Here is a 23,638-nt window from a genome sequence, read left to right on the forward strand (position 1 = left end):
ATTACTGATCTTTTTCCTTCCGTTCCCGGATGATGAATTTTAAGGAGGTACCCTTAAATCCAAAAGCGTTTCGGATCTGATTCTCCAGATATCTCGTATAGGAGAAATGCATCAGTTCCTTATCGTTTACAAACACCACAAAGGTCGGCGGCTTTACAGATACCTGGGTCATGTAGTAAATCTTTAAGCGCTTGCCCTTATCGGAAGGCGGCTGCTGCATGGCTACTGCCTCTGTCATGATCTCATTAAGAACACCGGTCGCTACACGGAGATTCTGGTTCTGGCGCACCATATCGATCATGTCAAACAGCTTTGGAAGACGCTGTCCGGTGGCAGCCGAGATAAAGATAAATTCCGCATAGGGCATGAATGCCAGAGTTTCCCGGATTTTATTTGTATACTGGTAAATGGTCTTGTCATTCTTCTCAATGGCATCCCATTTATTTACAGCCACAATAATTCCCTTGCCTCTGTCATGTGCAATTCCGGCGATCTTTGCATCCTGCTCCGTAACGCCTTCCTTGGCATCAATGACCACAACCACAATGTCCGCCCGCTCCACTGCGGTTACCGTACGGATAATACTGTAGCGCTCCAGTTCTTCTTTGATTTTATTTTTGCGGCGGAGTCCCGCTGTGTCGATAAATACATAGGGCGTACCGTTGTGGACAATCTCTGTATCCACTGCATCTCTGGTAGTTCCGGCAATATCAGATACAATGACCCTGTTTTCTCCTAAAAGCTTATTGATAATGGAAGATTTTCCCACATTGGGCTTTCCGACCACCGCAATTCTCGGACGGTCATCCTCCTCTTCCTCTGAGGCAGTTCCGTCAAAATGTTTTACCACCTCATCCAACAGATCACCGATCCCCAGACGGGATGCCGCAGAAACAGGAACAGGATCGCCGATTCCCAGATTGTAAAACTCATATACGTCATTTCCAAATTTTGCCATGCTGTCCACTTTATTTACAGCCAGCACAACCGGTTTTCTGGATTTGCGGAGCATATCTGCCACCTTGGAATCCGCATCTACCAGTCCCTGACGCACATCTACGATAAACACGATCACATCTGCGGTGGAAATGGCGATCTCCGCCTGCTCCCGCATCTGGGATAAAATGATATCGCTGGTATCCGGTTCAATACCGCCTGTATCAATTAAAGTGAAATTCATATCCAGCCAGGAACAGTCCGCATAAATACGGTCTCTGGTAACGCCTGGGGTATCCTTTACAATGGAGATGGTATCTCCTGCAATTACATTAAACAGCGTAGATTTTCCCACATTGGGTCTTCCTACGATGGCTACCACTGGTTTGCTCATTTATCTTTATTCCTCCTACTTATATGACTCGTCCGACAGCTCATCAAGCTCATAGCCCTCATAGCCGTAGTCTGCTCCAAGGCCTGCTTCATCCTCCGTTTGTTCTGCTTCCAGCTCTGGATAAAGAACCGCCTTTACAAAATCGCGCCCGCTTGATTTTACTATACGCACCTTTACTTGTAAAGCCTTTTCTGCGTCCTCGGCCGTGAGATCATCCAAAAAAACGGTCTCGCCGCTGCGGAACATATTTACCGGAAGAAGAAGGTATTCTCCCAGCTCTTTGCCCTTTAGCTGGGCGATCACATCCTGCCCGGTGAGAAGGCCGGATACAGTGATGGATTCTCCAAAAAAATCATTTCTTATGGGATAAATATGAATGGTGCGGCCGGGGAATTTTTCATTGATCCATCCGGCATATTTCTTTATATAAGGATAGGGAAGGCGGCCGGTTGCAATGGAAACGGTACGGTTTTGACCGTCATCAGAGTACCCTTTTAACGCCTCCTCTACTTCTGAGGCCAGAAGCCTCAGCATTCCCACTCCGTTTTCCAGCTGGATATAACCGTCATATCGCTCCTCCTCCGGAAGGGGGCGCTCTGCCAGAATATACCACTCGTCGCTGGCGTGGATAAAGTGGATCCCATGCTCCTTATACAGCTTTTTCTGCCACATCTCGATCAGGTCGATGACCTGGCAGGCGTCCTCCTTTGTAAACGGTTCTAAGGGGTACAGACCGTCTCTGTACTTGGAAAGCCCCACCGGCACCACAGATACGCTCTGCATACAGGGAATATACTTTGTAAGATCCTCAATGGAACGCTTTAACTCCTCCCCGTCATTGACACCCTTGCACAAAACAATCTGTCCGTTCATGGGCGTACCTGCCTCATAAAGGCGGTCGATCAGTTTCAGGGATTGTCCTGCAAAACGGTTGTGCAGCATCTTGCAGCGAAGCTCCGGATTGGTGGTCTGGACGGAAATATTGATCGGAGCCAGTTTAAAGCGGATGATCCGCTCGATATCTTTTTCCTTCAGATTCGTAAGGGTCACATAATTTCCCTGGAGAAAGGACAGTCTGGTATCATCATCCTTAAAATACAGTGTTTCCCGCATTCCCGGAGGCATCTGGTCAATAAAGCAGAAAATGCACTTGTTGCTGCAGGATCGGTACTCGCTCATAAGTCCGTTTTCAAACGTAAGTCCCAGATCCTCATAATCGTTTTCAATGTCAAGCTCCCACTCTTCTCCGTCAGCCTTTCTCACCGTCATAAGCATGGACGGACTGTTTACATAGTATTCATAATCGAATATATCCTCTATGGGATTTCCGTTGATCGTAAGGACACAGTCTCCCGGCTCCAGCTCCAGTTCTTCGCCAATGGAACCCGGATCTACCTTTGAAATAAGATGTCCCTTCAGTTTCTTTTCCATATTATTTTAACCTCAATCTGTCTGTATTCTGATGTTCTTTTTCTATCATAACAATTTTACCTATGTTTGTAAATGGCAACTTCCCAATGTATTTTTCAGTAAAATCTCTGTAAAGCCTTGACCGGAATGGCGGGAAATGGTATATATCATATGTATGCCCTCAGACAGGGACGGCCTGTCCGCCTTGTTTTCTGAGGAAAACCGTCACTACAATGGACAAAGGAGTAAGCTTTCATGGCTAACAATTTCGTATTTAATGATTCCCTCCCCGTTGCACCTTTAAAGCTGGCTGCCCTGGAAAGCTGCCGGGACTTCGCCTCCAAGGTCAACGATCACATTGTGCAGTTCCGCCGCAACGATATTGAGGAACTGACCCGCCGCAAGGCAGACCTGCGCTACCGCGGATATGATGTGGATTCCTATCTGTTGGACTGCTACTGCCCGCGCTTTGGCACTGGCGAGGCAAAAGGCGTGATCAATGAATCTGTACGCGGCAACGATGTATTTGTAATGGTTGATGTAATGAACTACAGCATCCCCTACACTGTATGCGGCTACACCAACCACATGTCCCCGGATGACCATTATCAGGATTTAAAGCGTATTATCGGTGCCTGCTCCTCTACAGCTCACCGGATCAATGTAATTATGCCTTTCCTCTATGAAAGCCGCCAGCACAAGCGCAGCAAGCGCGAGTCCTTAGACTGTGCTATGGCACTGGAGGAGCTGGTTGCAATGGGCGTAGAAAACATCATTACCTTTGATGCTCACGACCCCAGAGTGCAGAATGCCATCCCCCTTTACGGCTTTGACAACTTCCTGCCTACGTATCAGTTTGTAAAAACACTGTTCTCCCACGATACTACCACAAAGATCGACAAGGAGCATCTGATGGTGATCAGCCCGGATGAAGGCGCCATGAACCGCGCGGTATATCTGGCAAACAACCTGGGCGTAGATATGGGTATGTTCTACAAGCGCCGCGACTATTCCAAGGTTGTAAACGGACGCAACCCCATCGTAGCCCATGAGTTCTTAGGTTCCTCCGTAGAAGGCAAGACCGTTCTGATCATTGACGATATGATCTCCTCCGGTGAAAGTATGCTGGATACCTGTAAGGAATTAAAGGAGAGAAAGGCTGCCAAGGCGATCGTATGCTGTACCTTCGGCCTGTTCACCAATGGACTTGAGAAGTTCGACGAGTATTTTGAGAAGGGTTATCTGGATTATGTGATCACAACCAACTTAAATTACCGTCCAAAGGAGCTCTTTGACCGCAAGTGGTATCTGGAGGCAGATATGAGCAAATACACCGCTGCTATTATCAACTCCTTAAACCATGACCGTTCCATCGGAGCAACCCTTTCTCCTACAGAGAAGATCCAGAAGCTTGTAAGAAAAAGACAGCAGATCATCTAATGATATCATGAAACCCCGTCCGGGCCGCCATCAAGGGCCGTCCGAAGACGGGGTTTTTCATTGCCGTATCATTTCAGGCATAAAAATGCTGCCAGAGTTCCTCTTTTAGCCCCAGCCTTCCGGTGGGAAAAAAGCACCTCATGGTTGCACATGGTACAGATATTGGCCGTGTGGATCTGCTCTTTTTTTAGTCCAGCTTCCAGAAAAAGGATTTCATTTGCCGTCCACAAATCCAGCTGATATTTGCCCGGAGCCTTTCCTTCTGTAAAAAGGGAAGAATGCCATCTGGGAGCAAAGGCTTCTTTAAATTCCTCCACCACCTCTTCTCCCACTTCAAAGCAGTCCTTACAGATGCTGGGGCCGATGCAGACCACCAGATCCTCAGGCCGTGTTCCGAAGGCCTCCTTCATGGCCTTTATAGTTTCCTGCCCCATGGCCTTTACCGTCCCCCGCCAGCCGGAATGGCTTAAGCCGATGGCCCTATGGGTCCGATCCACAAAATACAGCGGCACACAGTCCGCATAAAAGGTCACAAGGGTCTGGCCGGGTACATCTGTGATCATCCCGTCTACATCCCTGTAATCTCTGGGAATGATCACCCCTTTTCCCTCATCTGCCTTGGTCATACGCCGGACATTGACTGTATGGGTCTGCCAGGATACGGTCATCCGGTCTCTGTCTACCCCAAGAGCCGTGGCCATTCTGGTAAAATTTTCCAATACATCCTTCGGATCGTCCCCTCTGGTATAAGAAAAGTTCATAGATGCGCAGTCCCCTTTGCTTACGCCTCCAAGCCTGGTGGAAAAACCGTTGATCACAAGGCCGGTTTTTTCAAGAACATCAAAGGAAAGATACGGCACTCCTCCCTTTTCTCTTGTCGTAAGAACCTTCGCACTGTTTTTATACTTCCACTGAATCATAGAGCATTCTCCCCTGTATCTTTTGATCAATTCTTTTAAAAAGCATCCTGTATCCACTGAATTGATTCTCCCATAATACCTACTGCGTCAAAGCGGCAGGGTGTATCCTGAGAAATGCGGCGGATATACATATAATAAGCGGCCGTATGGCGGATTTTTTTCTGTTTGCGTCCATCAATGGCCTCCAGGGGAGAGCCGCAGCCCGGACCGGATCTGTATTTTACTTCTGTAAATACAAGGCAGGCGCCGTCCATCAGGATCAGGTCAATCTCCCCTTTGCGGCAGCGGAAATTCTTTTCCAGAAGCCGCAGCCCTTTACTTTGAAGAAAGGCAGCCGCTGCATCTTCATAACGGCTGCCTGTTTCTCTTTTATTCATTCTGCTTCCTCTGCAACAAAGTTTTTAATAAAGCTTCTTCTGTGGATCGGACAGGGCCCAAGCTCCTTTAAAGCCTGAATATGGGCCGCCGTGCCGTAACCCTTGTGCTTTGCAAAGCCGTAACCGGGATAGATTTCATCATATTCTGCCATCATGTGATCCCTTGTAACCTTTGCCAGAATACTGGCGGCAGCGATGGATACGCTCTTTGCATCTCCCTTTATAATAGATACCTGCGGGATCTCTACCTTTGGAATCTGGACCGCGTCATTGAGCAGAATCTCCGGTACCGCAGAAAGCCCCCAGATTGCTTCCCTCATGGCCTCATAGGTAGCCTGCAGAATATTGATTTCATCAATCCGGGCCGGAGAAGCAGTCCCTACGCACCAGGATACAGCCTTTTCCTTAATCTCAAGAAAAAGCTCTTCCCGTCTCTTTTCTGACAGCTTTTTAGAATCATTCAGATAGAGGATCTGACAGTCCTTTGGCAGAATCACTGCCCCTGCCGTAACCGGCCCTGCAAGGGGCCCCCTGCCGGCCTCATCAATCCCGCAGATCAACGTATAATCTTCATATTCTTTTTCATAGGCTTTCATCGCCTCCAGTCTGGCAAGCTCCTTTTTCAGACGTTCTCCCTTTAATTCACGCGCCATTTATTTCACCCTGTCTGTGTAATCCTGTGCCTGCTCCAGACTGAGCTTTCCAAGCTTTCCGGAACGGAACTCATCTAAAAGAAGGGCAGAGGCTCTGGCAAGATCCAGCTCTCCTCCCTTCATCAGGCACGCACGGTTTTTCGCAATCCGCTCCAGCATCCGGCTTGCCTTCAGATTCTGCTCCTCTTTTGACAGTTCCTTCCAGGCACTGTTGTCTTCCGTTTCTCCCTCAGCAGCATCCCCGTAGCGCTCTGTGAGCACGCCGGGATAAATCTGCTCCAAAAGCCCGATCAACTCCCAGGCCAGCTCTTCCCGGTTTAAAATCTGGTCGTTAATGGAGCCGATCAGAGCCAGATGCAGGCCTACGGTCTGATCCTCAAATCTGGGCCACAAAATACCCGGAGTATCTAAAAGCTCCAGCGTTTTATTCAGACGGATCCACTGGTTTCCCTTTGTGACACCGGGCTTATTTCCCGTTTTGGCGCAGGCCTTTCCGGCAAAGGAATTGATAAAGGTGGACTTTCCAACATTTGGGATTCCCACTACCATCGTACGGATAGGACGGTTTAAAATCCCTCTTCTGCGGTCTCTTTCAATCTTTTCCTTACAAGCCTCCTGGATCACAGCCTGAACCTGCTTTAAGCTTCCCTTATTTCTGGCGTCAATCTTTGCCACATGGATGCCCCGTGATTCAAACAGAGCGGCCCAGGCTGCATTTTTCGCCTCGTCTGCCAGATCTGCCTTATTTAACAGAACCATCCGCGCCTTCCCGGCTGCCAGCTCGTCAATATCCGGATTCCGACTGGAAAAGGGCACTCTTGCGTCCACCAGCTCGATCACCAGATCAATGAGCTTCATATCCTCTTTCATTGCCCGTCTGGCCTTTGTCATATGGCCCGGGTACCACTGTATATTCATCGCTTATAACTCCTCGTTCTTCTCATTTTTACTGCCCGGTTTTTTCACTGTCCTCCGGGGATAAAATCAAGCTTTAACAGGGGAAGAAAACGCAGCCATACCCGGCCGAGGATCTGATTTTCCTTCACATTTCCCACATTGGAAAAACGGCTGTCCTCACTGCTGTCCCTGTTGTCTCCCAGCAGAAAGTATTCATCCTCCGACAGAAGGACCGGACTTTCTGCACGTCCGGCTAAAGAAACAAGATCCAGTCCCTCAGGGGCTTTTAAGGGGCTTCCATCAATATAAACAAGGCCATTTTTAATCTGTACCGTTTCTCCGGGAAGCCCAATGACCCTTTTTACATTTTTCCTTCCATCTTCCCGTTTAAACACTACGATGTCAAAACGCCTGGGACGTCTCACCACATAAGTGATCCGGTCTGTAAGCACCACGTCGCCCCCGTCTAAAACTGGCTGCATGGAATTGCCTGAGATTTCCACCTGGCCCCCATAACCATAGACTAAAAACCAGGCGCAGGCTAAAACTACTACAATATTCACCACCCAGCTGACTGCCCTGCGAAGCCAGGCGGTATCTTCATTGATATAAAAATCCAAGTCTGCCCCCGATTCTGTTTTCAATCCGCAGCTACTAAAATGGGGACAATTTTCATTGTCCCCGTTTTGTCTGCCTTACTTATTTAACTAACTCTTTTACCTTAGCAGCCTTACCTACTCTGTCTCTTAAGTAGTTCAGTTTTGCTCTTCTTACTTTACCCTTGCGGACAACCTCAACGTTGTCTACGCTTGGGGAATGTAATGGCCATGTCTTCTCTACGCCGATGCCGTTGGAGTTCTTTCTAACGGTGAAGGTCTCTCTTGCTCCGCCGTTCTGTCTCTTGATCACAACGCCCTCAAAGATCTGGATTCTCTCGCGGTTACCCTCTTTGATCTTGTTGTATACCTTTACGGTATCGCCTACGTGGAAGCTGGGTACGCTTTCCTTTAACTGTGCTGCTTCGATATTCTTGATAATTTCGTTCATTGTGTGAACCTCCTTCATTTATTGGATGTTCTTAATACTCTATGCGGTAAAACGTGTTCACTGCAATTCAGTAGCAGAGGACCATCTATTCTTTGTCACAACGGAATCAGTTTATCACAGATCCGCTTCATTTGCAACCGTTTTTTTTACATAAATATGAACCTTGTCAATCCGGTTTTTATTGACTTTTTCCACTACCAGACGGACTTCTTCTGTGTCCACCTCTTCTCCTTCTGCCGGAAGATGCTCCAGACGGTCGATCATAAAACCGCCCAGTGAATCAAAATCTTCTGATACAAGCTCCAGGCCAAGCCGGTCATTGATATCGTCCAGGTTCATGGAACCGTCTGCCAGATATTCTCCTTTGGAAATCTCCTTAAGCTCGTCTTCCTCATCTGCGTCAAATTCATCCCTGATATCGCCTACGATCTCCTCCAGGATATCCTCCAGCGTGATCAGGCCTGCGGTTGCACCATACTCATCCAGAACGATCACGATATTATTTGATGTCTTTCGCATCTCGATCATGAGTTCGGAGAGTTTCTTTGACTCAAAGGTAAACAGGGGCTGGCGCAGGTAGTCGCGGACGGAAAAAGCGGCTCTGTCCTCCAAAAGGATCAGATCCTTCATGTTGATAATGCCGATGACATTGTCGGTGTTGTCCTCATAGACAGGAAGGCGGGTATAATGATCCCTGCGGAAAATTTCCATCAGTTCCTCATAGGACGCCTCCACATCTACAAAGCTCATGTCGATCCTGGGAACCATGATATCTCTGGCAACAGAGTCTCCCAGATCGAACACATTGTTGATCATCTCTTTTTCTTCTGATTCGATCACACCCTTTTCGTGACCTACCTCTACGATCGTTCTCAGCTCATCTTCCGTAATACTGTCTGTCGGCTTGTTGGGATCCACGCCCAAAAGACGCAGAACCCCGCCGGAGAGCAGGTTTACAACAAAAATAACTGGTGTCAGTATGGTCATGAGAAGGCAGATTACTCTCGCAAAGCGAAGGGCGTTTTTTTCTGCCTCCAGAGTAGCTATGGTTTTTGGCGTAATCTCTCCAAAAAGCAGCACTAAAAGAGTCAACACTCCGGTAGCCGCTCCTACGGCCTGGCTTCCGAATACATCCGTTACCAGCACGGTAAGCATGGAGGACGCAGAAAGATTAACCACATTGTTTCCGATCAAAATGGCTCCCAGCATTTTGCTCTGATCTCTTCTGGCCTTTAAAACCCAGGCTGCCGCCTTATCTCCGTTGTCTGCAAGATTTCGTATACGGATCAGATTCACCGTTGTAAGGGCGGTTTCCGAAGAAGAGAAAAACGCCGAAAGCACCAGACAGACCACTACTAACACCAAACGTATGACGACCGTATCACCTGATAGATCCAAAATTCATCAACTCCTATTTCTTTTGTTTATTTTTTATTTTTACACAGGTTTCAAGAAATTTTACACTAGAAGCCCTTCCCTTGTCAATAAGCGTTAAAATTTTTACATACTTTCCTTTAAAGCCATGACCTTAAAATAGCCCTTTAATTCCTCTGCCGTGCACTGTTTTTCATTTAAAAGCTTCTTTACCAGAGCCATCTGGCGGCGCACCTGTTTTCCGGCGCTCTCTCCGCATTCCGGATCCACAAGCTTTTCAATGTATGTTTCCAGTTCCTTTAAAATGCTCTCCTGTCCCAGTTCAGACTTAAGGCTGTCCAAAAACTTCTGCTCCTTTAAAGTCAGACTGGCTTCTGCCAGAAGATCCGGACGGCGCTCAAGGGTGCGGCGGATGGATTGCTCCCGTCTCCAGGCTTCAATATTTTTATGATGGCCTGTGAGGAGAACCTCCGGCACCGGACGGCCTTCAAAGACCTCCGGGCGGGTATACTGGGGATACTCTAAAAGATTGTCATAAAAGGACTCTATTTCTGCAGAATCTCCGTTCCCCAGCACCCCTGGCACCAGTCGGGAAATGCAGTCGATCATCACCATTGCAGGAAGCTCCCCTCCGGTAAGGACAAAATCCCCAAGAGAAAGGTACTCTGCACCGATGGCCTCCAGAGCCCGCTCATCAATGCCCTCATAGTGGCCGCAGAGGAATACAAGCTCTTCCTCCTTAGACAGCTCCTCCGCAATCTTCTGGTTAAACCGCTGGCCCTGAGGGGTCATATAGATTACTCTGGGACGGCGGTTTAAGCGGCGGCACAGATCCTCATAGGCATCGCACACCGGACCGGGCTGCATTACCATGCCTGCTCCGCCGCCATAAGGCGCGTCATCCACATGGCGGTGCTTGTCCCTTGAATAAGTCCGAATGTCCACCGCCTCTGCCTGAATGGCCCCGCTTTCCATGGCCCGTCCTGTGATGCTGGTGCCAAGACCATCCATAACCATGTCAGGAAACAGGGTAAGAATATGAAAATTCATGTATATTTACTCCTTCCATCGGTTTTTCAGCTTTGTCTGAAGCCGGTACAGGGTATTTAAGGCATCAAGCGGCGTCATAGTGGAAAGCTCCAGGCCGTCCAGCTCCTTAATAATATCATCATCCTTTACCGTATCAAAGAAGGTAAGCTGCTGCAGATCCACCTCATCCGGCTTTGGAACCGCCCTGTGCTGGGTCACATTGGCATTCGCCTGAGCGATTTCCTTTGCACGGGCCGTAATATCATTTTCACTGAGCTCTCCGGCGATCTCCCTGGCGCGGCTGATGACAGAATCCGGAACCCCGGCCAGCTTTGCCACCTGGATGCCGTAGCTCTTATCTGCGCCGCCCCGGACAATCTTCCTTAAAAATACAATATCGTCTCCCTGCTCCTTTACTGCAATACAGTAATTTTTCACGCCTGCAATGGTACCCTCTAATTCCGTCAGCTCATGGTAATGGGTAGCAAAAAGCGTCTTTGCTCCCAAAAGCTTTGTGCTGCTGATGTGCTCGATCACGGCCCATGCGATCGAAAGGCCGTCAAAGGTGCTGGTGCCGCGGCCGATCTCATCCAGCACCAGAAGGCTGTTCCTTGTGGCGTTTCTAAGGATATTTGCCACCTCGGTCATCTCCACCATAAAGGTACTCTGTCCGCTTGCTAGATCATCCGAAGCGCCCACACGGGTAAAAATACGGTCGCAGATACCGATATCCGCCTCCTGAGCCGGTACAAAGCTTCCTAACTGTGCCATTAGCACGATCAGAGCCACCTGGCGCATATAGGTAGATTTTCCCGCCATGTTGGGACCGGTAATTACGGAAAGACGGTTCTTTCCATTGTCTAAAAAGGTATCATTTGCCACAAACAGATCATCCCGCATCATCTGCTCCACTACCGGATGGCGGCCGTTCTTGATGTGGATCACGCCCTTTTCATTGATAGAGGGCTTGACGTAATTGCGGCGGGTCGCCACAGAGGACAGGGAACAGAACACGTCGATTCCCGCAATGGCTCTGGCCGTCTGCTGGATCCGTACTACCTGGGAAGAAATGGAATCCCTTACCTCACAGAACAGATCGTATTCCAGGGCTGTCAGCTTTTCCTCCGCCCCCATGATCACATCCTCAAGCTGCTTTAGCTCATCTGTGGTAAAGCGCTCTGCATTCGTAAGGGTCTGCTTGCGCACAAAATAGTCCGGCACCATGTCTTTAAAAGAATTTGTCACTTCAAAATAGTAGCCGAACACCTTATTGTACTTGACCTTCAGGGTTTTAATGCCCGTCTTTTCCTTTTCACGTGCTTCTAACTCAGCTAACCAGGTCTTTCCCTCGGTTTTAGCATTGCGCAGCCGGTCGGCTTCCTCATGGAAGCCTTCCTTAATGATACCGCCGTCTCTCACAGTAATGGGCGGATCATCTACAATGGAACGGCGGATCAGATCCCAAATATCTTCCAAAGGATCCAGCTCGCTCTCAAGCTCCTTTAAAAGCCCGGTCTGAAATTCTCCAAGAAGGCGTTTGATATGAGGCAGCATTTCCAGAGAGGTCTTAAAGGCAATGAGGTCTCTGGGACTGGCCGTCTTATAGCTGATCCGTCCGATCAGGCGCTCCAGGTCATAAATGGGATTTAAATACTCTCCCAGCTCCTCCCTGGAAATATAATTCATATTCAGCTCTTCCACCGCATCCTGCCGCCGGATGATCTCATCTTTGTGGATCAGCGGCTGCTCGATATAGCTTCGCAGCAGCCTGGCGCCCATGGCTGTCTTTGTCCGGTCAAGAACCCACAAAAGAGTGCCCCTCTTCTGTTTTTCCCGCATGGTTTCCACAAGCTCCAGATTCCTTCTGGTAGAGGTGTCGATCACCATATACTGGCCGGTGCGGTAGGGGGTGAGGGAAGTAATATGCTCTAAGGTGCTCTTCTGAGTCTCATACATATATTCCATCACCGCTCCTGCTGCAATGATCCCCGTAGCATAGTCCTCTAATCCCAGCCCACTTAATGAATTTACCTTAAAGTGCTCCTTTAATACTTTTTTACAGGATTCATCCCCAAAGAAATGGCTGTCCAGAGCGGATATGATGACCTGATACCGGTTTTTCAGTTCATCCAGGTCTACCCCAGACATATAAAATGCATTGTTGCAGATGATCTCAGAGGGAGAAAATTTATTGATCTCATCAAACAGCTCCCGGTCAGAATCCACTTCTGTAACCAAAAATTCTCCCGTACTGATATCTGCGGTGGAAATACCGTAGCGGCCGTCCACATAGACAATTCCCATCAGGTAATTATTTTTCGTCTCATCCAGAGCCTGAGCGCTGGTAATGGTGCCCGGCGTTACCACCCGGATAACCTCTCTCTTTACAAGCCCTTTTGCCTGTTTTGGGTCTTCCATCTGCTCTGCAATGGCTACCTTAAAACCCTTTTGAACCAAACGGTACAGATAGGAATCCACTGCATGATAGGGAACTCCGCACATGGGGGCGCGTTCCTTAAGGCCACATTCCTTTCCGGTCAGCGTAATCTCCAATGCTTTGGAAGCTGCCAGGGCATCGTCGAAAAACATTTCGTAAAAATCGCCCAGACGGTAAAACAAGATACAGTCCGGATATTCTTTTTTTGTCTCCATGTAATGCTGCATCATGGGAGACAGCTGTGAAATATCAATCTCCACGATCACGCCTCCCCTGAATCCTCATGGATCCGTCCCATGTAGTAAAAGCCCCTGCTCTCTTCCAGATAAACATCTACCAGGGAACCGATCATAGACGCATCTCCCGGAAAATGTACTACGGTATTATTTGACATACGGCCCGTCATCAGCTCAGGAGAATGGTCGTTTACCTCCTCCACCAGCACCTGCTGCACCGTATGCACATCCCGTCCGCAGACCTCTGCGGAAATATCCTGTACTTCTTTTAAAAGACGGTCAAAGCGTTCCTTTACCACGTCCTCAGGCACCTGGTTTTCCATGGCCGCCGCAGGAGTTCCCGTGCGCTTGGAATAGATAAAGGTAAATGCACTGTCAAAGCGTACGTTTCTTACCACATCCAGGGTTTCCTCAAAATCCTCTTCTGTCTCTCCTGGAAAGCCCACGATAATATCCGTCGTCAGGGAAATACCCGGCACAGCGGCCTTGATCTTTTCCGCCAGAGCCAGAAACTGCTCCTTGGTATATCTTCGGTTCATCTCCTTTAAAATGCGGGAGCTCCCGGACTGAAGGGGCAGATGGAGATGGCGGCAGATCTTTTGGGACTCTGCCATTACCTGAATCAGTTCATCCGAAAGATCCTTTGGATGGGAGGTCATAAAGCGTATCCGCTCCAGTCCCGGAATCTTCTCAATCTCGCGAAGCAGCTCTGCAAAGGTCATGGGCGTCTCCAGATTTTTGCCATAGGAGTTTACATTCTGCCCCAAAAGCATTACCTCCACTACGCCGTCTGCCACCAGCCGCTTGATTTCCTTTATAATCTCCTCCGGCTTTCTGCTGCGCTCCCTGCCCCGGACATAGGGGACAATACAGTAGCTGCAGAAATTGTTGCAGCCAAACATAATATTGACGCCGGATTTAAAGGAATATTTGCGCTCCACCGGAAGATCCTCCACGATCATATCCGTGTCCTTCCATACGTCCACCACCATGGTGTGTTTTGTATGGACGCCTTCCTCCTCGTTCAGAAGCTCTTCCTGGCGTTTTTCCAGGCAGATGCTGATCAGCTCTGCCAGCTTAAAAATATTGTGGGTCCCAAAGATCAGATCCACATAGCGGTAGCTCTTTCTGATCTTTTCTACCACTTCCTTTTCCTGCATCATACAGCCGCAGAGCGCGATCATCATATGGGGATGCTTTTTCTTTCTTGCTCCAAGCTGTCCTAAACGGCCGTAAACTCTCAAATTGGCATTTTCACGAACTGTACAGGTATTATAGAGAACAAAATCCGCCTCTTCCGTGTCCGATGCCACATAGCCGATGGCTTCCAGGATCCCTAAAAGTTTCTCCGAATCTCTGGCGTTCATCTGGCAGCCAAAGGTATTGATACAGCAGGTCAGAGGACGGCCCAAACGATCCTTAAAAACCTCCAGCTGCTTCTTTGCTTTTTCCATAAAATACTGCTGGCGTTCCGGTTCACAAGCCGGAGGAGCGCCGTGCAGCGCCTCATAAGAGATGTTTGCAGATAATTCCATGTATGTTTACTCCTGTTCTGATGGTATAATGTTTCTTTTCCGGCAACGTAAGGCGGCTGGGCAGATAAGCCCAGCCGGTTCCGGTGGTAATCTCTATTTATTCCACAGGTCCGAATTGGGAAAGAGGATAATAACAGAATAATACCTTTGCTATGATCTTTTCCTTTTTTACGAACTTGTTTTCCCAGTATCTGGCATCTCTGGAATTGTTGCGGTTGTCGCCCAGCATGAAATAGCTTCCCTCAGGCACTGTGTAAGGACCGTAGGAGCCCTCCATAGGCTCAGGAAGATAAGGTTCCTCTAAGGGTGTGTCAGAGCCATTAATATAAACCTTTCCGTCTACGATCTCCACCGTTTCTCCCGGAAGGCCGATCACGCGCTTTACATAGTAAACGGATTCATCATCCGGGTAATGGAAAATCACGATATCTCCCCGCTCCGGGTCATCGGTTAAGTAGGAAAGCCTGGAGCCGATCACACGGCTTTTGGTCATAATGGTATTTTCCATAGAACCGCTGGGAACACGGCTGTTGGCAATAATGAAATTATTCAGCACAAGGGCAATGATCACAGCTGCCGCAATAATCTGGATCCAGCTGATGATCTCCTTTTTCAGATCAAAGGGCTCCTCCTCTTCTTTCTTGCGGCTTCTGCCCTTCTTTTCTTCTTCTAACATATAAATAAGTTCCTCTCTTCTCAGCTGCGGATCTGGCCGTCTCCGTAGATGATATACTTGGTTGTAGTCAGCTCCTTTAAGCCCATAGGGCCTCTGGCGTGAAGCTTCTGGGTACTGATCCCGATCTCCGCTCCAAAACCGAATTCCTCTCCGTCGGTAAAACGGGTGGAGGCATTTACGTACACAGCTGCCGCATCCACCTCATCCAAAAACTTCTGTGCGTTAAAATAATCAGAGGTGATAATGGCCTCAGAATGACCGGTATTGTATGTATTGATATGACGAATGGCTTCATCCAGGGAATCCACCAGCTTTAAGGACAGGATGTAATCCAGATATTCCGTTCCCCAGTCCTCCGGCTCTGCCGGCTTAAAGGACGGTTCAATGGCTCTGGCTGCCTCATCCGCCCGGATCTCCACCTGCTTTTCTTCCAGTTTTTTCCTTAATAATGGAAGGAAGTCCGCTGCAATTTTTCTGTGGACCACCAATGATTCACAGGCATTGCAGACCCCGATCCTCTGGGTCTTTGCATTGAAGATAATATCCAGAGCCATATGGAAATCCGCAGACTCGTCTACAAAAATATGGCAGTTTCCTGTTCCTGTCTGGATCACAGGCACGGTACTGTTTTCCACAACCGTACGGATCAGTCCGGCTCCGCCTCTGGGGATCAGCACATCCACATACTGATTTAAGCGCATCAGTTCTCTCGTAGTTTCCCGGCTGGCATCTTCAATGAGCTGCACAGCATCCTCCGGCAGTCCCGCACGGACAAGACCGGTGCGGATCCATCTTACAATAGCCTTATTGGACTCTCCGGCATCGCTTCCACCCTTTAAGATCACAGCATTTCCGGACTTAAAGCACAGGCCGAAGGCGTCGGCTGTCACATTGGGACGCGCCTCGTAGATCATGCCGATCACGCCTAAAGGCACCCGTTTCTGGCCAATTTTTAAACCATTGGGACGAAGCTTCATGGAGATGACTTCTCCCACAGGATCCTCCAGAGAAGCGACCTTTAAAAGTCCGTCTGCCATGGATTGAACTCTGGCCGGAGTCAAACGCAGACGGTCTAAAAGTCCCTGGCTCATGCCCTTTTGCCGTGCCATCTCATAATCTGCCTCATTTGCAGCAAGGATCTCATCCTCGCCCTCAAGCAGCGCTCTGGCTGCTTCCTCCAATCCAATATTTTTTTCTCTGGAGCCCAGGCTGTTCAGTATTCTGGAAACTGCCCTGGCCTGACCGCCGATCTCATTTAATGTCATATTCCCTCTGCGCTCCTTTTCGCTCATTCTCCGGGCTGCTACACCTCTTTGATACCGCCGTATTTCTTTCCAAGATCTGTAACAGATCCGTCCTTTTCTACGATAGAAATATTATTTAAATTATTTCTCAGGCTTCCTCTGATTGCTGCAAGATACTCCCTGCGCAGAGCCGCCTGCTCACTTTTTTCTTTCTCCGTCAGTCCTACAGACTTGGATTTATGGTAAAGTTCGTTGATCCGATCTATCTTTTTTGCGTCCATTTTCTCCTCCTGTCCTTAATACTCGTTATTTAAGTAATGCATCAGGTCAAAATCCAGATTAGTATGGGCTAAAAACAGGGTTCCTGTTTCTTTCCCTCCTACAATTTCCATTACTGCCTCTACATGGTCTCCATTGGCAATTACCATATCCGCTCCGCTGTCTGTGGCGATCCGGGCTGCTGCCAGCTTGGCAGACATACCTCCTGTGCCCACATCGCTTCCTGAGGTTCCCTTTCCCATGGAAAGAAGCTCCTTTGTGATTTCCGGCACAAAACTGATAAAGCGGGCTTCCTTATTAGTTCTGGGATCATCTGTATAAAGACCGTCAATATCCGATAAAAGGATCAGAAGATCTGCTCCGATCAAAGCAGCTACGATCGCGGAGAGGCGGTCATTGTCTCCAAAGCTGTCCACATAAGGAATCTCAGAGGTAGAAACGGTATCGTTTTCATTTACAATGGGAATCGTTCCCAGATTTAAAAGCTCCTCAAAGGTATTCTGGGCATTGTAGCGGGAAGCGTCATTTACCATGGTATCCTTTGTAAGAAGCACCTGAGCGGCTGTCTGGTTGTATTCCGCGCAGAGCTTCTGATACACCATCATCAGCCGGGCCTGCCCCACAGCGGCAAAGGCCTGTTTTTCCGCCAGGGAGTCCGGGCGCTTGTGATGGCCCAGAGCCTGCCTTCCTGCGGCAATGGCGCCGGAAGATACCAAAACCACGTCCTTTCCCTGTCCTCTTAAATCGCTTAAGGTGCGGATCAGCTTCTCTATTTTCATAAGATTTAACTCCCCTGTTTCCGGATGGGTTAGAGAGGAGGAACCAATCTTAATGACGATTCTTTTTTTATCCTTCAGGTTCTTTCGTTCCTGTGCTTCCATGATACTGCTCCTTTTTCTTCTGCTTTCAGGCGCTGAAACGCCATGTTTTTTATCTTACACCAAATTTGATAGCCCGTCAATTTTTTTATCCCTCAAGTTCTCCCGTTTTCTCCTTAAGAGGCCGGTATCTGCGGATCAGCTCTTCCGCTACCTTGATGCCATCCATGGCCGCGGAGGTAATCCCCCCTGCATAGCCTGCCCCTTCCCCACATGGAAAAAGGCCGCGAACCGCACTTTCAAGCGTTTCATCTCTGGGAATCCGAACAGGCGATGAAGTGCGGCTTTCAATTCCTGCCAGAATCGCATCCGGACAGTCAAAGCCCTTTATCATATGGCCGAAGCCTTCCATAGCCTCTATAAAAGAAGCAGACAATGCCTCCGGCAAGATCCGGCGCAGGTTCGCAAACCCATACTGCCCCCTGAAAGCCGGCCGAACCTTGCCAAAGTGATCTGAAGTGCAGTCCGAGATAAAATCTCCATAAAGCTGTACCGGAATGTTTCCTCCGGCTGCCTGATACGCCTTTTCCTCCAGTTCTCTCTGGAAGTAAATTCCGCTTAGAGGATTTTTCTCATCATTGTCGTGAGAAAAATCCTCTGGGGTCACAGACACAATGATCGCGCTGTTGGCATTCTCTCCTGCCCTGTCATGGTAGCTCATACCGTTTACGGCCAGTCTTCCAGGCTCAGAGGACGCATTTACCACATATCCGCCTGGGCACATGCAGAAGGAATAGACCCCTCTGCCTGCTGTAGTCTGCCGGGTCAGCTTATAACTGGCAGGTCCTAACGCGCTGCACTCCTCCATGCCGTACTGGCTCATATTGATCATGGCCTGAGGATGCTGGATACGCAGTCCCACGGCAAAGGCTTTCGCCTCCATAGGAACGCTGTGGCGGTAAAGTGTCTCAAACGTATCCCTGGCGCTGTGTCCTACTGCCAGTACAGCGGCATCTGTATACAGGAGTTCTTTTCCATTAATCTCCAAAGCATACAGCTTTCCATCCTTTATCCTAAAATCCGTAACCTGACTTAAAAAACGCACAGTTCCGCCCAGAGACTCGATCTCCTGGCGGATGGATTTTACGATCCGGCTTAAAACATCCGTTCCAATATGAGGCTTATTCTGATAGCAGATGGAAGGGTCTGCACCGAACTGAGAAAGAATTTTAAGAACCTCTCTGTTTCGTCCAAAGGTATCCTTTACCAGCGTATTCAGCTTTCCATCTGAAAAAGTGCCTGCTCCGCCTTCACCAAACTGTACATTGGATGCTGGATTTAATACCCCATCCTTCCAGAAAGCTTCCACCCGTCTGGTTCTGGCGTCTACGTCCTCACCCCGCTCTAAAAGAATGGGGCAGTATCCTTTTCTTGCCAGCATCAGACCGCAGAACAGTCCGGCCGGACCAGTCCCGATAATAACCGGAGGGTATGCCAGAGGGGCAGTTCCACACTCCGGCAGGCAGTATGGCTTCTCATGGCTGATTGATAAATTACGATCCTTTTTTTTTCTGACAATGGATTCTTCCCTCTTTGAGTCTCCGGATTTTAAAGTCACATCCACAATATAGCTGTAAAAAATTTCCGGTTTCTTTCTGGCGTCAATGGACTCTTTTATAATATCGATTTTCAAAATATCAGCAGGAGAAATCCCCAGTATCTTTGCCGCTTTCTGCAAAAGTTTTTCTTTTTCGTACTCCAGAGGCAGCTTCAGCTGATTAATCCGTATCATATGTATTTATTTTCCTCTTTCTTTATTTTCTGTGCGGCTTCTCTATTCCGGCTGCCGACTGTCCGGCGATCCATCCGCTGGACCATGCAAACTGCAGATTATATCCGCCGCAGATCCCGTCTACATCCAGAAGCTCTCCGGCCAGATAAAGCCCCGTCCTTATTCTGGACTCCATGGTATCCGGATCCACCTCTCTTGTATCAACTCCTCCGCAGCACACCTGAGCATTGGAAAATGGATTTACGGACATAACAATGGCCTCATAGCTTTTAAGCTGATACAGGATCCGTTCCAGCTGGCGGTTTCCAAGACGTTCACAGAGAGCAGATGGATCGATACCGGACAGTTTGATCAGCACCTGCGCAAGTTTTCTGTTTAACATTCCCGTAAAAAGCTCTCCCACTGGCTTTTCCTTCAGCATGACTGCCCGTTTTTTAAGAAGACGGAACGCCTCATCTTCCTTCCAGGATGGCATAAAGTCAATACTGGCTCTTACTCTGGAACCCTTGTCCAATGCCCTTGAAGCGTAACGGCTGATCTGAAATACCGGAATCCCGGACAGGCCGTAATCGGTCAGCTGCAGCTCCCCTTTATCCTCTGCCATGCATATACCGTCCGCCAGAAGACGGATCCTGGCCTCTGTGCGGATTCCTGCCAGCTGTTTATAAAGCGTTCCCTGGCACCGAAGCTGCACCAGCGCCGGAAGAGGCTTAATTACCTTATGGCCTAAAGCTTTCGCAAGTTCATAACCGCTTCCGTCCGAACCGGTAGAAGGAGCGGCCTTGCTTCCTGCCGCCAGAATCAGGGTATCTGTATGAAGCGTTCCCTGGCTGCTCCGGATCAGAAATCCCCCGTCCCTCTGGGGCTTTATGACAGATACCTGACAGGAAAGAAGCACCCTGATCCCAAGCCGCTCCGTCTCCCACCGAAGAACATCAAGAACAGACGCTGCCTGATCGGAATTAGGATACACATATCCGTTCCTGTCTTTTGGCACGATTCCCAGATACTTAAAAAACTCCAGCGTTTCCTCCACGCCAAAGCCTTGAATTACCTTCATGGGAAAATCCTTCTGGCTGCAGCGGTAGCATTCCGGCTCCATCCTGTAGTTCGTCAGATTGCATCTTCCGTTCCCGGTAGAAAGGATTTTCTTTCCAACCCGGTCCATATGTTCGATCAGAGTCACCTGCGCTCCCGCTCTTGCAGCCGAAATTGCTGCCATCAGCCCGGAAGCCCCTCCTCCTATAATTCCAACTGTTCTGTTTTTCATCTGTTTTGTTTTACTCCTGACTGCAACAGGGGCGGCAGATTCCGCCCGCTGAAACATTTTCTTTTAACTTGTATACGATTCCAGATAATGGTATACATCCATCATAGAGGGAAACCAGATTCCCTCCATCAGCCGCGCTCTCTCCCTTTCCGGAAAATCAGTGACCGGAATATGGGTATACAGACAGATAGTGCTTTTATCGCTGCAGAATACCAGTAAAAATCCTGCCTCAGATACCAGAAAGTATTCCTCCTTCGACTCTTCCTGTGTCATTTTTGCTGCCGGAAGAACCCCGCTCTGATTTACAGCCTCCCGTCCCTCCATATCCCGCACCGTCTCTGTTTCCAGTATGGTATTGGGAATCGGCTCTTCCTGACGGATGCGGTATCTGGTAAGCCCGTAGATAAGAACCAGACACAAAAAAGCGGTTCCCAAAAACAGCAGCGCATAGCAATACATTCGTTTCATGATCCTGACCTCCTGTAAAGCTAGTATCTGCGTTCTGCTGATTTTTAAACACAACTGTCCAGCCCGAAAATCTCTTTCTTTCTACATCAGGCGTACCCGTTTGCACAGGCGTACCAGACGGGTTCCCATAGGCATCTCCTTAAGTTCCTTTTCATCTATTGCCTTAAGCTTCACGAGAAGCACCCCATATACAGCCATAGAAACAGCCACCGGGGGAAATACCAGCACAGCCATTCCCAAACGGCCTCCGCTTAAAAGGGCCGGGCATAAAAAAACAAGTCCTTTATATATGCTCCAGGCGGCTGTTCCCATGAGCAGGGAACAGACAGAAGGAAGGATCACGGTCTTTTTGTATTCCTGGCGATATCCCGCATATCTGGCAATGCTGCGTCCATTTAACAGACACATCATAAATGCAAAAAGGATATTGGCAAATACCACGCTGAAAATCCCCATATGGAATATCATAAGGAACACCTCTACCAATATAATATGAACTGCCAGAGACAAAAACGCATGGCGCACCGGCACATCCAGCCGGTTTAAGCCCTGAAGCACCGCATTCGTCACCGTAGAAAGTGAAAAAAACACCACGGCCAATGCTCCTGCCATGGTAAGCCGGATCAACAGACTGTTATCCTCTCCTGCAAACAAAAGATTGCTCACCGGCTCTGCCAGCACACCGATTCCCACAGCCGCCGGAATGGCGATCAGCATGGAAAAACGCACGGCAGCAGCGATCCTCTGATTCGTTTCCTCCTGATTTCCGCTGGATACGGCCCGCGTCAGGGATGGGATCAAAGAAGAGGAAAGTGCATTTGAAACCGCCACCGGAATATTAAAAAGAAGCTGGTATTGGCCCAGTGCCCCCCAGAATACGGCAATCTCCTCACCGGTATAACCCAGGCGGTCCATTCCCTGTCCGAACAGGAAGTTGTCCACCACATTGGAACAGTTATAGACTGCGCTGCTTACAATGATCGGAAGAACTGTGATTGTCAACACATACATAAGACGGCCGTAGCTTTCCGTCTTTGCCCTGCCTGAGCCATCCGCGGTGTGCACCGGAGCCGTTTCCTCTCCCAGTACTTCCCTCCCTTTTGAAAGAGTCAGCATCACAAAAAAAATAAAGGCCGTAGCTGCTCCTGCTCCTGTTCCTATAGTTCCTCCTGCAGCTCCTAACGCATAGGAATAATTCTGCGCCCCTCTCGCTGCATTCATAGCTGCTCCTGTCTGAAACAAAAGGCCGGCGGCCACTACGCTTACCACTGCATTGACAATCTGTTCCAGAATCTGAGACACCGCCGTTGGCACCATGGTGCCTGTTCCCTGAAAATAACCTCTTAAAACTCCCAGATAGGCCATAATCCAGATCGTCGGCGCCAGGGTTTTTAAGGCATAGCTGGAAAAAGGCGTTTTCATCAGCCCTGCAAATAAATCTGCTCCAAACCACAGTGCACAGCCTGCAATTCCGCCCGCAATGGTGGCATACAAAAGACCCGCCCGCAGGATCCTGCGGCAGTTCTCATACTCTCCCCTTGCAAGGCGTGAAGAAATCATCTTGGAAATAGCCACCGGCATACTGTAGGAAGAAAGGATAAGCAGAATATTGTATACATTATACGCTGAGGTATAATATCCATTTCCCTGCTTTCCAATAATATCATTTAAGGGCATACGGTAAAGCATCCCGATGATCCGCACCAGGATGCCTGCCATAGCCAGAATACTGCCCTGAACCACAAAATCTGCAGCTCTTTTGGCTCCCTTTTTATTCATTGTTTTCATCTGTTTTTTGCTCCTTTTTCGTATCTCACTTAAGCACGATCCGATCAAAGTCCCTGGTATCTGTGATAGAGACCGTCAGAAGCGTCATAGATAAAACAGGCACATTCCTGCTTTCTGCATCAGCGGGTATACCCCCTGGTTTCCAGGATCGCTCTCTGGCGTTCCTCCATCAGCAGACGTTCCTCTTCCTCCATATGATCGTAACCGCAGAGGTGAAGCATGCTGTGAGCCACTAAAAATGCCAGCTCCCTGGTCTGGGAATGGCCGTACTTTTCAGCCTGCTCTTCTACCTTCTCTACGGAGATCACAATATCTCCCAGCATCAGTTCTCCTGTCTCCGGATTAAAATAATCCTCCACCGCATCCTCTACATGGTCAAAATCTGAAGGAGCCTCATAGTCTACCATAGGAAAGGACAGCACATCCGTAGCCGAATCAATCTGCCTGTGATCCCGGTTGATCTCCCGGATGGTCTCATTATCCGTAAGGATTACATTTACCTCTGCCTCATAAGGGCATTTTTCATAGTCCAGTGACGCTTCCACCACATCCTTTATAATGGTTTCATAGGGAAGCTCCAGTTTCTTTTCTGCCTCATATTCAATGGAAATGGTCATC

General features: G+C 48.8%; 22 protein-coding genes. 1 reads left to right on the forward strand and 21 read right to left on the reverse strand.

Translation table 11 applies throughout. From position 1 onward, the window contains the following. Position 1 precedes the first annotated feature (1 nt). Positions 2-1,330 (reverse strand): ribosome biogenesis GTPase Der, encoded by a 1,329-nt coding sequence (gene der / locus ACZM6M_RS06105; RefSeq protein WP_066548845.1) that lies wholly within the window; start codon positions 1,328-1,330, stop codon positions 2-4. Between the two features lie 15 nt (positions 1,331-1,345). Then, entirely contained in the window at positions 1,346-2,761 is a 1,416-nt protein-coding gene (locus tag ACZM6M_RS06110) for a DUF512 domain-containing protein (protein ID WP_337433253.1), read from the reverse strand. A 234-nt stretch (positions 2,762-2,995) separates the two neighbouring features. Here ACZM6M_RS06110 and ACZM6M_RS06115 point away from each other — a divergent pair, with 234 nt between their 5' ends. Beyond that, the gene (locus tag ACZM6M_RS06115; RefSeq protein ID WP_337933730.1) at positions 2,996-4,180 is read left to right on the forward strand and encodes a ribose-phosphate pyrophosphokinase; all 1,185 of its coding nucleotides are present in this window, start codon (positions 2,996-2,998) and stop codon (positions 4,178-4,180) included. Positions 4,181-4,248: 68 nt separating this feature from the next. Here ACZM6M_RS06115 and pgeF read toward each other — a convergent pair whose 3' ends face one another. The 19 genes from pgeF to ybeY form a co-directional block, all read right to left on the reverse strand. After that, the gene (pgeF, locus tag ACZM6M_RS06120) at positions 4,249-5,100 is read right to left on the reverse strand and encodes a peptidoglycan editing factor PgeF (RefSeq protein ID WP_066550848.1); all 852 of its coding nucleotides are present in this window, start codon (positions 5,098-5,100) and stop codon (positions 4,249-4,251) included. A 35-nt stretch (positions 5,101-5,135) separates the two neighbouring features. Next, a complete protein-coding gene (locus ACZM6M_RS06125; protein WP_066548851.1) occupies positions 5,136-5,477 on the reverse strand; it encodes a YraN family protein in 342 nt (113 codons plus the stop codon). Beyond that, positions 5,474-6,130, reverse strand: coding sequence for a ribonuclease HII (gene rnhB, locus ACZM6M_RS06130; RefSeq protein WP_337433251.1), 657 nt, complete (start codon positions 6,128-6,130; stop codon positions 5,474-5,476). Before rnhB ends, ACZM6M_RS06125 begins: the two co-directional genes overlap by 4 nt. Next, positions 6,131-7,048 carry a ribosome biogenesis GTPase YlqF gene (gene ylqF, locus ACZM6M_RS06135; protein ID WP_066548856.1) on the reverse strand — a complete coding sequence of 306 codons (918 nt, stop codon included), beginning with the start codon at positions 7,046-7,048 and terminating at the stop codon, positions 6,131-6,133. It abuts the gene before it with no gap. A 44-nt stretch (positions 7,049-7,092) separates the two neighbouring features. Beyond that, positions 7,093-7,647: a signal peptidase I gene (gene lepB / locus ACZM6M_RS06140; protein ID WP_317438813.1), complete on the reverse strand. Its 555-nt coding sequence runs from the start codon at positions 7,645-7,647 to the stop codon at positions 7,093-7,095. A 79-nt stretch (positions 7,648-7,726) separates the two neighbouring features. Next, the gene (gene rplS, locus ACZM6M_RS06145; RefSeq protein WP_066548861.1) at positions 7,727-8,074 is read right to left on the reverse strand and encodes a 50S ribosomal protein L19; all 348 of its coding nucleotides are present in this window, start codon (positions 8,072-8,074) and stop codon (positions 7,727-7,729) included. A gap of 114 nt (positions 8,075-8,188) precedes the next feature. After that, a complete protein-coding gene (locus ACZM6M_RS06150; RefSeq protein WP_066548863.1) occupies positions 8,189-9,472 on the reverse strand; it encodes an HlyC/CorC family transporter in 1,284 nt (427 codons plus the stop codon). Positions 9,473-9,574: 102 nt separating this feature from the next. Further along, a complete protein-coding gene (gene trmD, locus ACZM6M_RS06155; RefSeq protein ID WP_066548864.1) occupies positions 9,575-10,498 on the reverse strand; it encodes a tRNA (guanosine(37)-N1)-methyltransferase TrmD in 924 nt (307 codons plus the stop codon). 6 nt (positions 10,499-10,504) lie between these two features. Then, the gene (mutS, locus tag ACZM6M_RS06160; protein WP_337433327.1) at positions 10,505-13,144 is read right to left on the reverse strand and encodes a DNA mismatch repair protein MutS; all 2,640 of its coding nucleotides are present in this window, start codon (positions 13,142-13,144) and stop codon (positions 10,505-10,507) included. A 32-nt stretch (positions 13,145-13,176) separates the two neighbouring features. Next, complete coding sequence (miaB, locus tag ACZM6M_RS06165; protein ID WP_296038286.1) at positions 13,177-14,685, reverse strand: tRNA (N6-isopentenyl adenosine(37)-C2)-methylthiotransferase MiaB; 1,509 nt, start codon at positions 14,683-14,685, stop codon at positions 13,177-13,179. Positions 14,686-14,782: 97 nt separating this feature from the next. Further along, entirely contained in the window at positions 14,783-15,361 is a 579-nt protein-coding gene (gene lepB, locus ACZM6M_RS06170) for a signal peptidase I (RefSeq protein ID WP_296038287.1), read from the reverse strand. A 20-nt stretch (positions 15,362-15,381) separates the two neighbouring features. Next, positions 15,382-16,626, reverse strand: coding sequence for a glutamate-5-semialdehyde dehydrogenase (locus ACZM6M_RS06175; protein ID WP_337933752.1), 1,245 nt, complete (start codon positions 16,624-16,626; stop codon positions 15,382-15,384). A gap of 38 nt (positions 16,627-16,664) precedes the next feature. After that, positions 16,665-16,886: a DUF896 domain-containing protein gene (locus ACZM6M_RS06180; RefSeq protein WP_317438801.1), complete on the reverse strand. Its 222-nt coding sequence runs from the start codon at positions 16,884-16,886 to the stop codon at positions 16,665-16,667. 15 nt (positions 16,887-16,901) lie between these two features. After that, positions 16,902-17,765 (reverse strand): glutamate 5-kinase, encoded by an 864-nt coding sequence (gene proB, locus ACZM6M_RS06185; RefSeq protein ID WP_317438802.1) that lies wholly within the window; start codon positions 17,763-17,765, stop codon positions 16,902-16,904. A gap of 85 nt (positions 17,766-17,850) precedes the next feature. Then, entirely contained in the window at positions 17,851-19,494 is a 1,644-nt protein-coding gene (locus ACZM6M_RS06190) for an NAD(P)/FAD-dependent oxidoreductase (RefSeq protein ID WP_489489948.1), read from the reverse strand. A 22-nt stretch (positions 19,495-19,516) separates the two neighbouring features. Next, positions 19,517-20,764: a BaiN/RdsA family NAD(P)/FAD-dependent oxidoreductase gene (locus ACZM6M_RS06195; RefSeq protein WP_331467966.1), complete on the reverse strand. Its 1,248-nt coding sequence runs from the start codon at positions 20,762-20,764 to the stop codon at positions 19,517-19,519. 63 nt (positions 20,765-20,827) lie between these two features. Beyond that, positions 20,828-21,235: a hypothetical protein gene (locus ACZM6M_RS06200; protein WP_337433325.1), complete on the reverse strand. Its 408-nt coding sequence runs from the start codon at positions 21,233-21,235 to the stop codon at positions 20,828-20,830. Positions 21,236-21,313: 78 nt separating this feature from the next. Then, a complete protein-coding gene (locus ACZM6M_RS06205) occupies positions 21,314-23,020 on the reverse strand; it encodes a putative polysaccharide biosynthesis protein (protein ID WP_337933720.1) in 1,707 nt (568 codons plus the stop codon). 119 nt (positions 23,021-23,139) lie between these two features. Continuing rightward, on the reverse strand, positions 23,140-23,637 hold the full coding sequence (gene ybeY, locus ACZM6M_RS06210; RefSeq protein ID WP_066548882.1) for an rRNA maturation RNase YbeY: 498 nt from the start codon (positions 23,635-23,637) through the stop codon (positions 23,140-23,142). Position 23,638 lies beyond the last annotated feature (1 nt).

The organism is Enterocloster sp., from assembly GCF_057861365.1.